Source organism: Shimia sp. R9_3 (genome assembly GCF_017743755.1).
Taxonomy (GTDB): Bacteria; Pseudomonadota; Alphaproteobacteria; order Rhodobacterales; family Rhodobacteraceae; genus Shimia.
Genome location: NZ_JAGHRP010000002.1, coordinates 695,918 through 708,710, shown reverse-complemented (window position 1 = coordinate 708,710; position 12,793 = coordinate 695,918). Strand labels below are relative to the sequence as shown.

At 60.8% G+C, this 12,793-nt stretch carries 14 protein-coding genes; 5 read left to right on the top strand and 9 right to left on the bottom strand.

Going from position 1 to position 12,793, the window contains the following annotated elements:
- Nucleotides 1-83 precede the first annotated feature (83 nt).
- The 4 genes from J7412_RS07935 to J7412_RS07920 form a co-directional block, all read right to left on the bottom strand.
- Complete coding sequence (locus tag J7412_RS07935; RefSeq protein ID WP_209078149.1) at nucleotides 84-1,862, bottom strand: SLC13 family permease; 1,779 nt, start codon at nucleotides 1,860-1,862, stop codon at nucleotides 84-86.
- A gap of 212 nt (nucleotides 1,863-2,074) precedes the next feature.
- Nucleotides 2,075-2,953: a DMT family transporter gene (locus J7412_RS07930; RefSeq protein WP_209078148.1), complete on the bottom strand. Its 879-nt coding sequence runs from the start codon at nucleotides 2,951-2,953 to the stop codon at nucleotides 2,075-2,077.
- A gap of 15 nt (nucleotides 2,954-2,968) precedes the next feature.
- Complete coding sequence (locus J7412_RS07925; protein WP_209078147.1) at nucleotides 2,969-3,787, bottom strand: TIGR00282 family metallophosphoesterase; 819 nt, start codon at nucleotides 3,785-3,787, stop codon at nucleotides 2,969-2,971.
- Between the two features lie 104 nt (nucleotides 3,788-3,891).
- Nucleotides 3,892-5,079, bottom strand: coding sequence for a hypothetical protein (locus tag J7412_RS07920; protein WP_209078146.1), 1,188 nt, complete (start codon nucleotides 5,077-5,079; stop codon nucleotides 3,892-3,894).
- Nucleotides 5,080-5,274: 195 nt separating this feature from the next.
- Here J7412_RS07920 and J7412_RS07915 point away from each other — a divergent pair, with 195 nt between their 5' ends.
- Nucleotides 5,275-5,511 carry a DUF333 domain-containing protein gene (locus tag J7412_RS07915; protein WP_209060586.1) on the top strand — a complete coding sequence of 79 codons (237 nt, stop codon included), beginning with the start codon at nucleotides 5,275-5,277 and terminating at the stop codon, nucleotides 5,509-5,511.
- Between the two features lie 73 nt (nucleotides 5,512-5,584).
- Here J7412_RS07915 and J7412_RS07910 read toward each other — a convergent pair whose 3' ends face one another.
- Both J7412_RS07910 and mgtE read right to left on the bottom strand, forming a co-directional pair.
- Entirely contained in the window at nucleotides 5,585-6,145 is a 561-nt protein-coding gene (locus J7412_RS07910) for a 5-formyltetrahydrofolate cyclo-ligase (protein ID WP_209062000.1), read from the bottom strand.
- Nucleotides 6,146-6,167: 22 nt separating this feature from the next.
- Nucleotides 6,168-7,568: a magnesium transporter gene (mgtE, locus tag J7412_RS07905; protein ID WP_209078145.1), complete on the bottom strand. Its 1,401-nt coding sequence runs from the start codon at nucleotides 7,566-7,568 to the stop codon at nucleotides 6,168-6,170.
- A gap of 218 nt (nucleotides 7,569-7,786) precedes the next feature.
- Here mgtE and guaD point away from each other — a divergent pair, with 218 nt between their 5' ends.
- Nucleotides 7,787-9,103, top strand: a complete 1,317-nt coding sequence (gene guaD, locus J7412_RS07900) for a guanine deaminase (protein WP_247743804.1) — start codon at nucleotides 7,787-7,789, stop codon at nucleotides 9,101-9,103.
- Nucleotides 9,104-9,186: 83 nt separating this feature from the next.
- On the opposite strand, the gene J7412_RS07895 is transcribed toward guaD, so the two are convergent.
- Entirely contained in the window at nucleotides 9,187-9,426 is a 240-nt protein-coding gene (locus J7412_RS07895; RefSeq protein WP_209060590.1) for an Lrp/AsnC ligand binding domain-containing protein, read from the bottom strand.
- A 135-nt stretch (nucleotides 9,427-9,561) separates the two neighbouring features.
- Between J7412_RS07895 and hisB the strand changes: the two genes are divergently transcribed.
- Both hisB and hisH read left to right on the top strand, forming a co-directional pair.
- Nucleotides 9,562-10,149 (top strand): imidazoleglycerol-phosphate dehydratase HisB, encoded by a 588-nt coding sequence (hisB, locus tag J7412_RS07890; protein ID WP_209078144.1) that lies wholly within the window; start codon nucleotides 9,562-9,564, stop codon nucleotides 10,147-10,149.
- Nucleotides 10,150-10,198: 49 nt separating this feature from the next.
- The gene (gene hisH / locus J7412_RS07885) at nucleotides 10,199-10,837 is read left to right on the top strand and encodes an imidazole glycerol phosphate synthase subunit HisH (RefSeq protein ID WP_209078143.1); all 639 of its coding nucleotides are present in this window, start codon (nucleotides 10,199-10,201) and stop codon (nucleotides 10,835-10,837) included.
- Between the two features lie 94 nt (nucleotides 10,838-10,931).
- Here the strand turns inward: hisH and J7412_RS07880 are convergent, their stop codons facing one another.
- Nucleotides 10,932-11,636, bottom strand: coding sequence for an AraC family transcriptional regulator (locus J7412_RS07880; protein WP_247743803.1), 705 nt, complete (start codon nucleotides 11,634-11,636; stop codon nucleotides 10,932-10,934).
- Between the two features lie 122 nt (nucleotides 11,637-11,758).
- Here J7412_RS07880 and J7412_RS07875 point away from each other — a divergent pair, with 122 nt between their 5' ends.
- Nucleotides 11,759-12,295 carry a peroxiredoxin-like family protein gene (locus tag J7412_RS07875; protein WP_209078141.1) on the top strand — a complete coding sequence of 179 codons (537 nt, stop codon included), beginning with the start codon at nucleotides 11,759-11,761 and terminating at the stop codon, nucleotides 12,293-12,295.
- 82 nt (nucleotides 12,296-12,377) lie between these two features.
- On the opposite strand, the gene J7412_RS07870 is transcribed toward J7412_RS07875, so the two are convergent.
- A complete protein-coding gene (locus J7412_RS07870) occupies nucleotides 12,378-12,770 on the bottom strand; it encodes a DUF2147 domain-containing protein (protein ID WP_209078140.1) in 393 nt (130 codons plus the stop codon).
- Between the last annotated feature and the right edge of the window lie 23 nt (nucleotides 12,771-12,793).

Below are 12,793 nucleotides of genomic sequence, written 5' to 3'. Positions count from 1 at the left end.
TGCACGTATGGCGAGAGTTTAACGGAGCGCGCGTCGCCTCCGCCTCAAAAACCTCGCTGCGCAACGCGCGGCCGCCTTGCCCCTTACAGCGGCCAGAAGACCGGGATCAACAGCGAGGCCAACAGCCCGATCGACAGGTTCAAGGGAATGCCCACGCGCATGAAATCGGTGAACTTGTAGCCGCCCGGGCCGAACACCAGCATGTTGGTCTGATAGCCGATTGGCGTGGCGAAGCTTGCCGAGGCCGCGATCATCACCGCCACCACCAGCGGGCGCGGATCAACGCCAATGGCCTGCGCCAGACCCACCGCGATGGGGGTGACCACCACCGCCACAGCGTTGTTGGAGACAAGCTCGGTCAGCACAGAGGTCAGCAAGTAGATCGCCCAGACCAGCAGGAAGGGCGGCAGGTTCTCAAGCGCCGGAGCAAGGCTGGTGACAATCAGCGAGACCGCCCCTGAGGAGGACAAGGCCGCCCCAATCGCCAGCATGGCAAAGATAAGGGACAGGAGCCGGCCATCCACAAAGGAAAAGGCCTCATCCGCATCAATGCAGCGGGTCAGCAGAACAACAGCCACCGCAAGCAGCGACAGCAGCAGGATCGGGGCCAGACCAAAGCCTGCCAGCACCACCACGCCCGCCATGGCGCCCAAGGCAATCGGCGCGTGGCCCCGGCGGTATTCCCGCTCAGAGGGCTGGGACACATCCACCATATCCATGTCTGCCGACAGGCGTTGAATGTCTTCCGGCGCGCCTTCCAGCAGGAGCGTGTCGCCCACCCGCACCACAAGCTGATCAAGCTGTTGGCCGATGTTCTGGTTCCGGCGATGCACCGCCAGCGGATAGACACCATAGCGGCGACGCAGGCGCAGGGAGCCAAGGCGACGGCCCACCATGCGGCAGCCCGGTGTGATCAGCGCCTCAACCGTGGTGGTTTCCACCGCGCCCACCTGATCCAGTCGTTTCAGAGATTTGTTACGTTGCAGGCTCAGAAGCTCGGTCATCTTGGTGCGCAGCACCACGCGGTCGCCAACCTGCAGGGTCACCTCTTTGAGGTTGCGGCGCAGGGAGGTGTCCCCGCGGATCACGTCGATCAGACGCACGCCGTCGCGCTTGAAAAGCTGCACCCCGGTGACCTCCCGGCCCACAAGGTTGCTTTCCGGCGGGATCACCGCTTCGGTGAAGAATTTCATCTGGCTGCGGTTGGACAGCAGGTCTGCCATGCTTGCGCGCTCCGGCAGCAGGCGGCGGCCGATGACATAGAGGTAGAGCATCCCCCAGGCCACAATGATCAGGCCCAACGGTGTAACCTCAAAAATCGAGAACGGCTCCAGCCCCTGATCGCGGGCCACGCCGTCCACCAACAGGTTGGTGGAGGTACCAATCAGGGTCAATGTCCCGCCCATGATCGCGGCATAACTGAGCGGGATCAGCAGCTTAGAGGCCGAAGTTCCCAATGTGCGCGCAAGCTGGGTGAAGACCGGGATCATCACCACCACCACCGGTGTGTTGGACACAAAGGCCGAGGCGACGATCACAAACCCCAAGAGCATCACAATCGCCAGCGCGGGGTTTCTTTTGGCTTGCCCGTCCGCGAGCTGTGTGAAGGTCGAAAGGGCCCCGGTGCGCACCAAAGCGCCCATGACAATGAACATTGCGGCAATTGTCCATGGCGCAGGGTTTGAGAGCACACCCAAGGCGGCCTCGTAGGGCAGCACGCCGAGGAACAGCAGAACCGCCACGCCACCAATGGCAACCACCTCTGTAGGGTAGACTTCCTTGAGGAACAGCACAAACATGCTGGCCACCGTCAGCAGAGCCAAGACCGCCTGTGTGGTTTGAGAAAACGCAAAAAGATCCATAGTGCTCAGCCCTTATCAGCGGGCAAGTTTTATCATGGCGCCGATGCCGGGCAAGCGGTTTTCGTTTCCAATCAGCAGGAATAGAGCGCTTTGCCCAGTCTGACAGCAACGTCATGGCGTTCCACGCTTCATAGCGCTCTTCATTCTGCCCAAAATACTCTGGGGGGATCGCGGCCTGGCGGCGATGGGGGCAAAGCCCCCTCCTCTGCAGATCAGGAAGACTGTCGCGGACGCACGAGGGTCATGCCGGTCAGGATCAGCGCGAGCGCCGCCCAGACCCAGAGCGAGTAGCGCTCTGACAGCAGGAGCATCGCCCAGAGCACGCCTGTGCCGGTCACCACATAAGAGACCTGCGCCGCAAAGACCGCGCCTGCGCGGGACACCAACCAGACATAGGCGGTGTAGACACAGACGTGAATGATTGACGACAGCACCAGCGCAAACTCCGGCGCGGTCCACTCGGTGCGCGGATCAATGAATTGGCCAGAGGCAAGCGCCAGCGGCAGGGCCAATATGGCGCCCACCACGCTTGCCCCATAAAGCACATGGCCAGCGCCCAGCCCCTGCATGCCCCATTTGGCCACCACATTGCCTTCCAGCGCGTAACAGACAGGGGCAATCACCGCGATGGGCAACCAGAGCGCCATGGCGGGATCCGGCAACGCGGCGGGCTCTGACAGGATCACCACGCCCGCAAGCCCTGCCAGCAATCCAATCAGGCGCGGCCAGTTGAACCTGTCCACCCCAAAGAGAAGCGCCATGGGAAAGGCGACAATCGGCACCAGCGCAATCACAATGGACATGACACCGGAGGGCAGTTCCGCCGCCGCCCGATAGGAAAAGCTGTTGGGGATCAATGTGCCAAGCGCGGCGATCAGCAGGAAGAACCACAGTTTGTCACGTGGCAGGGCGACGGATTTGCCGGTGAGCAGCCGCAACACAAACAGAAACACTGCGCCGATCAGCATTTGCCAGAAGATCAGCCCAAGCGGTTGATACCCCTCAGACACCGCGATTTTGGCCAGCGGCTGTGTGAGCCCCCAACCGGTGCCAATGGCCAGCAGGATTGCGCTAAACTGCAGGGGCGACATGGGCTGTTAAAGGCGTCAGCTTGGGCCGGACTGGCTGAGCCTGCCGCCCTGACGCACCATCTCGATGCGGGTGGCGGCGCCGGTGCGGTCGTCGGTTTCCACATAAACCCCTGAGAGCGTCGCCTCCCCCAGCGCGGGTGTGAACCGCGCCTTGGGCATGCCGGTGACAAAGCGGCGCATGGGCTCTTCTTTCTCCATGCCAATGACGGAGTTGTAATCACCGCACATGCCCGCATCCGCCTGAAAGGCCGTGCCTTTGGGCAGGATCTGGGTGTCTGCCGTTGGCACATGGGTGTGGGTGCCCACCACAAGGCTCACGCGGCCATCGCAGTAATGCCCCATGCCCATCTTCTCGGAAGTGGCCTCACAATGCATATCGACGATGGCGGCCTGCACCATGCCGCCGCGCGGATGGGCGCGAAGCACTTGATCCACGGCGGAAAACGGATCGGAATAAGGCTGCTTCATAAAGACCTGCCCCAGCGCCTGGGTGACCAGCACCTTACGCCCGCCGCGCGCTTCAAACACGCGGAAGCCTTTGCCCGGCACATCGCCACGAGCGTAATTGAGCGGGCGGATGATGCGCGGCTCTGACTGGATGAACTGCAGCATGTCTTTCTGATCAAAGGCGTGATCGCCAAGCGTGAGACAATCGGCCCCGGCATCGAGCAGCGCCTTGGCGTGGGCGCCAGACAGCCCCATGCCGTTGGAAGCGTTTTCGCCGTTCACCACGACAAAATCGAGCCGCCAGTCTTCCCGCAGCTTGGGAAGGCGTTCCACCACAGCCGCGCGCCCGGCGCGGCCCATCACATCACCTAGAAAGAGCATTTTCATGGGGGATGGTCCTATCCCTGATCGCGGCTCACCTCAAGGGAGGAACCACCACCGGCGCGCATTCCTGCGCATCCTGTGGCGCCGCACACCAATCAGCGCACCAATCAGCGCCCCTCCACATAGGCGACCAGAAACTCCGGCGCGGGGAATTGGGTGAAGAGGATGTAGAGAAACACAAGCCCAGCAAGCAGGCGGCCAACCCTGTGATAACGCAGGGTGGCATAGAGGAACCGGAGCTTGCTGCGCAGGCTTTGGGGGCCGACCTCTGCCGGTTGCTGCGTATTTTTCGGCAGGGCGTTGCGGTCACCGCGCACCGCCGCGCTGAGCTGTTGTTCGCTCAGCATTTGTGTGGTCACCACGCTGCGGGGCTTGGGCGCGTCGGGCAACCGTCTGCGCAACTCTATGTAGCCGTTGGGAAACTGCGGGTTGTCTGCATTGTGGCGCACCTCGATCACATCAGCCCCCGGCGCGTCAGTGCTGAAGGTTTCCATATCTCCCAAAATGCGCCCCAGCGCGCGGCAATAGGTCAGGAACTCCAGAATATGCTGATGGTTTTGAAACAGCTGCTGCGGTTCAGTGGCGTCCGGGGCAAAGATCACCTCTTTTCCCAGAAAATACTGTGACCCGAGGGCGCGCAGGCCGACCTTCTGTGTGCCGTCAGGCCCTGCCCCAGCCCCAAAGGGAAAGGGCGCGACATAGAGCACGGGATTAAAGCCGACGGAGGCCAGTTTCACAAATGTGGCCCCGTCCAGCAGCTGGTGGGACTGACACCAATGCACCGCAGAGGGCATCATTTCGCCAATCAGGGCCGTGGCAACGGTCTGGGCAATGAGCAACCGGCGCTCAAAGCTGTCGGTGTTGGCAATATCCCCCAACATAGGACCGAGACTGGCAATGAAGTCACTGTCCGCGCCGCTGTTGGCCATTGCAGCGGCAAAGCCGGGCACAGAGCCCGGAGCGACCTCAATCAGGATGGCCCGCTTATGCTGTTTGACCGCCTGAAACAGATCAGGGCGCAGCGCCGCTGTTAGCGCGTTGGACAACACCGAGGAGAACCCATCCTGCGGCAGTGGCTTGTCAAACCGCTCCAGTGTGACGTTCACCTGATCCGTGGCCAGCCCCAGATGATGAGGCGAGTTATAGCCTTTCAAGCTGGTCCAGGGGCCATAGTCCTTCAGCGCGTCCTGCAGGCGCGGAATGAGGCGCTCAAGCGCTTTGAACTGGCGCTTGAACTGTCGTGTATTGTCAAACACAAGGACAACCTGAAGGGCCTGCGCCAGATCTTTGATCATAGTTCAAAACTCGCTATGCGTGTATGAAGCTTAATCACAACCAATTATGGCTGAATTTGGCGCGAACTGCGGAAAGACTGCGCAAGCCACATTTTGCCAGCGACAACAGCGCCGGAGCGCGCAGGCCACATCCAATCTTGCCCTATGCGCCTGACGCGGTATCTTGGGGCAAGTCATTCCAACCACAGGTGAATTATGAAACCCATCCTAGCCCTGACTGCCGCCGCTGGTGCCCTCGCCCTTGCGGGCTGCACCGAGCCTTACCCCAATGATCCCACCAATCTGGCCAATCCGGCGGCGACGCTCTGTGTGGACAAGGGCAACCAGTATGAGATCCGCCAAGATGCGGAGGGCAATGCCGTGGGCTATTGCATCCTGCCAAGCGGTCAGGCGGTGGATGGCTGGGAATACTTCCGCACGCAGGCGACCTGATTTAAACGGGCAACCTGATCCTTACGATCACATCGCCCAGCGCGTGCGATGTGGCACGACGGGCGGTGCCTGATCAGCGAGAAAACTCGATCACTCGGCTTTGGGTGATCACCATATCCAGTGGCTGATCGGTGGCTTCCAGCGGCAGGGCCTCGGCCATTTGCTCTTCAAAGGCAAAGCCGATTGCCAATGTGGCGCGGCGGCTGCGCAGCAGCTCCAGCGTGCGGTCATAAAAGCCGCCTCCATAGCCCAGACGCCCGCCCTTGAGATCAAAGCCCACCAGCGGGACGATCACGATTTCCGGCTCAAAATAATCATCCACCTCTGGCACCTTGGCCCCAAACGGTCCATCGCGCAGCGGCGCATCAGGTTCCCAGCGGGAAAATTTGAGCGGCATGGCTTCGCCCTGAATGACAGGCACCCCGACCGGGCCATGGGCCGCGGCCTCTGCCATGGCGGCCAGCGGCGAAATCTCTGTGCGGATCGGCATATAGCCCGCCAGCGGCACGCCACGATGGCCTGCGAGCACTTCAGAGAGATGCCCGGCCTGACCGGGGCCTGCCATGGCAAAGGCCTCCTTGCGGCGGGCAAATGCGGCTTTGCGGGCGGCGGCTTTCTGATCGTTCAATGTCATTTCAGGGGTCATGGTCAGTCACTCACAAAAGGACCTGGGCGGCGAGCCCGAGGAAAAGGAAGAAGCCGACAACATCTGTCACCGTGGTGACAAAGGGGCCGGAGGCCAGAGCCGGGTCGATGTTCATACGGTCGAGCGCCATGGGGATCAGGATGCCGCCCAGCGCGGCGGCAATCTGGGTAAGCAGCATGGCCACGCCAATCACCACCGCCAGCATCGGCACGCCAAACCACGCGCCTGCCACCAGCGCCATGATGAAGCCAAAGAGCGCCCCATTAAGCGCACCCACAGAGAGCTCCCGCCAGATCACCCGCATGGCGTTTTGCGCTGTGAGGTCTTTGGTGGCGAGCGCGCGCACGGTCACCGTCATGGTTTGGGTGCCGGCATTGCCGCCCATGGAGGCGACAATCGGCATCAAGACCGCAAGGGCCACCATCTGATCCACCGTATCGGCAAAGAGGTTGATGACGCCTGAGGCCAGAATGGCGGTGAGCAGGTTCACAAACAGCCATGTGGCACGGCCCTTGGCGGCGTTGAAAATCGTGTCTGAGAGGCTCGATTCATCGCTCACACCGGCGAGGCGCAGGATGTCTTCCTCGTGTTCCTCATCCAGAACCACCATGGCGTCATCAATGGTGATCACCCCGACCAGACGTTCGTCCTCATCCACCACAGGGGCGGAGATCAGGTGATACTGGTTGAAGGCATAGGCGACGTCTTCTTCGTCCTGTGTGATCGGGATGACCTGAAAGACCTCTTCCACCAAGGTCGCCATCAGCACATCGCGGCGCGAAGACATGAGCTTGCCGAGCGTGACATTGCCCACAGGCTTCATGCGCGGGTCCACAAGGATCACATGGTAAAACTGCTCGGGCAGCTCTTCGGCGTTGCGCAGGAAGTCGATGGTCTCCCCCACACTCCAGTGCTCCGGGGCAAACACGGTCTCGCGCTGCATCAGACGGCCGGCGGTGTTCTCCGGATAGCTGAGCGCCTGTTCCACCGCGACACGGTCGGCATCCTCAAGCTGATCAAGAATGGCTTCCTGCTGCGGCTCATCGAGATCCTCGACCAGATCCACGATGTCATCGCTTTCCAGCTCGCGCACCGCTTCGGCCAGCACATCCGGGCGCAGGACGTTCATCACCTCTTCGCGCAGACCTTCATCCAGTTCGGAGAGGATCTCCCCGTCAAACTCCGCCCCGTAAAGCTGCACAAGGCGGCGGCGGTCAAAGGCGTTGATCTGTTCCAGAAGGTCGGCGATGTCCGCCGCGTGCAGCGGCTCCATCAGATCGAGCAGCGTGGCCCGGTCGCCCGCCTCAATGGCGTAGAGCACACCGGCCACCAGTTTCGGGCTTAGGGTGTAGTCGTCCTGCTCTTCGGTCTCAGCAGCAATCTCAGCGGTCTGATCGATGGCTTGGGTCATGGCACCTGCTCTCTCGTTCTGCCGCTTGAGCGCCGCGAATTTCATCGGTGGCTGCGGGGCGTTTGCTCTGATCCGTCCAGCCCTCTGGCGATGCGCGGACGAGGCTTGGACTTGGCCCGGACCATAGTTTAAAGCAGGGAGAGAACTCAATGGGATGCGACGGTTTTGACGCCAAAAAAGGCCCCCTCTAAGAACGGCCTGCGCCCCGTGATCAAATGATGCCCGATACTGCGGAGTTTGCCGTGATGCCCCCTCCTGTTTTGCTGCTTGGTCAGACCCTGTCTTTTGCCGCCAGCCCGTTTGAAACGCCAATTGAGAGCGCGGTGCGGCACCTGACCCATGGGGGCGTTTTGATCAGGGATGGCAAGATCGCCGCGGTTGGGGATGGCGCAGAGCTGAGAGCCGCCCATCCCGAGGCGCAGGTGGTGGACTATCGCGATCAGCTGATCTGTGCAGGCTTTGTCGATGCCCATGTGCATTACCCGCAGACCGGCATCATCGCGAGCTGGGGCAAGCGGCTGATTGATTGGCTCAACAGCTACACTTTCCCTGAAGAGATGCGGTTCAAGGATCGCGCCTATGCGGATGAAATCGCCAAGACTTATCTTGATCTGACCGCCCGTCATGGGGTCACCACAATGGCAAGCTATGGCACCATCCATCCGGAGTCGGTGGAGGCGTTTTTCAGCGAGGCCCAGCGCCGGGGCCAGCGGGTTGTGGCGGGCAAGACCTGTATGGATCGCAATGCGCCTGAGGGGCTGCGCGACACACCGCAGAGCGCTTATGACGACAGCAAGGCGCTCATTGAGAGGTGGCACGGTGTGGAGCGGATCAGCTATGCGATCACGCCACGGTTTTCGCCAACCTCAACCCCTGAACAGCTCGAAGCCCTTGGCGCGCTCTGGGCCGCGCATCCTGATTGCCTGATGCAGACCCACCTGAGCGAGCAGACCGATGAGATCGCCTGGGTGCGGGAGCTGTTCCCTGAGGCGCGGGATTACCTTGATACCTATGAGCAGTTTGGCTTGCTGGGCGCGCGCGGGCTTTATGGGCATGCGATCCATCTGGAGCCGCGTGAGAAAGACCGGCTGCGCGAGGTTGGCGCGGGTTTGATCCATTGCCCCACTTCCAACACGTTTATTGGCTCCGGGCTGTTTGACCTCAAAGGGCTGATGGCCCAAGGGCAGAAGATCGGGCTGGCCTCTGACACCGGCGGCGGGTCGAGCTTTTCCATGCTGCGCACCATGGCGACGGCCTATGAGGTGGCACAGCTGCGCCACCACCCGCTGCATGCGGCCGAGCTGATGTGGCTCGCCACCCAAGGCTCCGCGCAGACCCTGCATATGGCAGATCAGATCGGAAATTTGGCGGCGGGGATGGAGGCGGACCTTGTGGTGCTGAACCTCGCCAGCACACCGGAGATTGCCCAACGCAGCGCGCGGGCAGAGGACCTCTGGGAAGCGCTCTTCCCGACGATCATGATGGGAGATGACCGCGCGATTGCGGCAACCTGGATTGGCGGAAGGCTCACCTAGGCTGAGCCTTCATTCTGCCAAAATACTCTCGCCGAAGGCCTCCAACAGAGGCCACGCTGCGCTGTCCCCTGCGGCTTGTGGGATCAAAACGCCTTAAATGTCAGCGTCGTGAGCGTGCGCTCGATGTTGGGAATGTCGAGCATGTGGCTGTTGATGAACTTGCCCACGTCTTCGCCTTCCGGAATATAGAGCTTCATCAGGAGGTCGTAGTCACCACTGGTGGAATGCAGCTCTGAGTGGATTTCCTTCAGCGCAATCTCTTCGGCGACGCGGTAGGTGGTGCCGGGTTTGCAGCGGATCTGAATAAAGACGCAGGTGGTCATGAAGGCCCTCATTTGATTTGGCCTCAAACTGGCACAAATGCCACCTGCCTCACAATCTGAAAATCCGCCCCCTTGGCCTGCCCCCTGCCCGCCCCTATAAGGACGCGGCAATACAGAGAGCGAAGGACGTCTCCCATGCGCAAGGCAAGCGTGACCCGCGCCACCGCGGAAACCAAAATCACCGTGGACATCAATCTGGATGGCAGCGGCACCTATGACAACAAAACCGGTGTGGGCTTTTTTGACCACATGCTGGACCAGCTGTCGCGCCACAGCCTGATTGATATGACGATCCGCGCCGAGGGTGACTATCACATTGATGACCACCATACCGTTGAGGATGTGGGCATCACGCTGGGTCAGGCGCTGACGCAGGCGCTTGGCGACAAGAAAGGCATCCGCCGCTATGCCACCTGTCACCTGCCGATGGATGATGCGCAGGTTCGGGCCGCGCTGGATCTCTCCGCGCGCCCCTATCTGATCTGGAACCTTGAGATGCCGACCCAGAAGATCGGCACCTTTGACACTGAGCTCGTGCGCGAGTTTTTCCAGGGGTTTGCGACCCATGGGGGCATCACCCTGCATGTGGATCAGATCCACGGGTTCAACAGCCACCATATCGCCGAAGCCGCTTTCAAAGCGGTGGCGCGTGCGCTGCGCGAAGCGGTTGAGGTGGACCAGCGTAAGGCGGATGCCATTCCCTCCACCAAAGGTGCGCTCTGAGAGCGCACCCTACGTTTGAGACCAGTCAAGACTTTCAGAGGATCCGCTTATGCTGACAGCGATCATCGACTATGAATCCGGCAATCTGCACTCCGCCGAGAAAGCCTTTCAGCGCATGGCGACGGAGGTGGATGGCGGTGAGGTTGTGGTGACCTCTGACGCCGAGGTGGTGGCCAAGGCGGATCGTCTGGTGCTGCCCGGTGACGGGGCTTTCCCGGCCTGCGCCGCAGAGTTGCGCGGCCACAAGGGCATCTATGACGCCATGGTGGAAGCGGTCGAAACCAAGGGCCGTCCGTTTCTGGGCATCTGTGTGGGCATGCAGCTGATGGCCAGCCGCGGCCATGAATATGAGCTGACCGAGGGGCTGGGCTGGATTGAAGGCGATGTGAAACACATCACACCCAGCGACAGCGCCCTGAAGGTGCCGCATATGGGCTGGAACAACCTGGTGATTGACCACCCCCATGCGCTTTTGGAGGGCATCAAGAATGGCGATCACACCTATTTTGTGCATTCCTATCAGTTCCATGTGACTAAGGCAGAAGAACGTCTGGCGCATGTGGACTACGGGGGCGACGTGACCGCGATCATTGGCCGGGACACAATAGTGGGCATGCAGTTCCACCCCGAAAAGAGCCAGGACATCGGTCTGCGGATGATTGGCAACTTCCTGAAGTGGGCGCCTTAAGCTGCGCTTTGGATAGGGGCGCTGCCCCTGCCACCGCAAGCGGTGGCGACCCCGGGATATTTTGAGAATGAGAAGCCTTGGGGCCGCAGGGGCCTCAGGCGGCGCGCAAGGAAGATGGGGCTGCGCCATGGGCTTTGCGAAAGGCGCGGGTGAAGCTTTCCGGGCTGGCGTAGGCGTAGCGGCGCGCCACGGCATCGACACGATCGCCGCGTAAAATGTCCTGATGGGCCAGAATCAAACGCCAGCGGCGCAAATAGCCCATCGGCGTTTCCCCGACTGTGGCGGCAAAGAGCTCTGAGAAGCGCGACAGGGAAAGCCCGGCCTGCGCGGCGAGATCCGCGTTGCTCCAGAGGTGGCTGGGCTGATCATGCATCGCCACAATGGCGCGGGACAGGCGCGGGTCGGCCAGCCCGGCAAGCAACCCGGCCTCGGTGCTGCCTCTGGTAATCTGATCGCGCAGCAGCCGCACCATCAGGGCCTCACCGAGCCGATTGACCACCGATTGTGCGCCGCAGCGGTTGCCTGCGGTTTCCTCGGCCATCAGCCGCACCAGCGCGCGGCTGTCCCCTTCATCGCGCAGATCATAGCGCAGCGTTTCCGGCAAAGACGCCATCAGCGGATTTGAGCGCCCCATCCAATCCACCTCTGCAGCAAAGATCGCGGCCGTGTCCGCGACCTGTCCCTTGCGGCCCCGCGGCCAGAACACCACGTCGAGCGGCGCCCCGTCGTCATCGCCAAAGACCAGCAGATTGGCGCGCGCAAGCGGGGCGCTGCGCACCGTTAGGTGAAATTTATCCATTAATGTGGTTAAACGGTCCAAGGGCACCTCGGATTTTCAGCATGATTATTCGGATTTAATGTGCCCAGAATACTGCAATAACACAAGCATGCCGTTTTTTTAACCATTACCAGGAGTTCCTCATGCTCATTCCCCGCCAGAAGACCCCCGACCTGACATTGCCGCTTGTGGGCGGCGGCACATTTGATCTGGCCAGTGAAGGCTCAGAGCGTGGCACTGTGGTGTGTTTTTACCGCGGGCTGCATTGCCCAATTTGCGCCAACTATCTGAAAGAGCTGGAAAAGCTGGTTGATGCTTTTGCCGAGCGTGGTGTGACCTGTGTGGCGGTCAGCAGCGATGGTGAAGAGCGCGCGGCGGAGATGGTCCAGAAAATTGACGCCAAGGGGTTGCGGTTTGCATATGATCTGCCGCTGACCAAGGCCAAGGAATGGGGCCTCTACATCTCCACCTCGCGTGGCAAGACGTCGATCGGGATTGAAGAACCGGCCCTGTTTTCCGAGCCCGGGCTGTTTATGGTGAGCCCTGAGCAGGCGCTTTATTACGGCTCGGTGCAGACCATGCCATTTGTGCGCCCGCATTTTTCGGAACTGGTCGGGGCGTTGGATTTTGCGATTGCCAACAACTATCCGGCGCGTGGCGAATACACCGGCGCGCTGTAAAACGGTCGCGTCCTCAAGCCTGAACCGCAAATGAAAAAGGCGCAGATTGCTCTGCGCCTTTCGCCCACTGGTTCAGCCAAGATCAGTTGATACGCGTCCAGTCTTGGCCGCGGCAGATAATGGCCACACAGCCTTTGACTGTGAGTGTATTGCCTTTGAGTGTCATTTTGGACTTGTAAGTCTTGTCCGCATCCGGCGCCCAGATTTTGCCTCCAGAATAGGCCCCACCACCATCTGCGCTCATGTCCCAGAGCATCTTTTTGCCCTGATGTTCATAGTTGGCAATGGCTTGGCCGCTGGCGTCAAAGGCCTTGTCAATATTTCCGCAAACAGCATTGCCGCAGGGTGCAATTTTCACGTGCAGGTAGCCGCCAGTGTCACCGGGTTGGGTTTTCCAAGTGCCTGCGACAGGCTCTGCAAAGGCTGCTGTTGCGGCTGAAATCGCCATGGCCGCTGCCAAAAAAGTCTTTTTCATAGTTTCCTCCCATGCATGTTGGG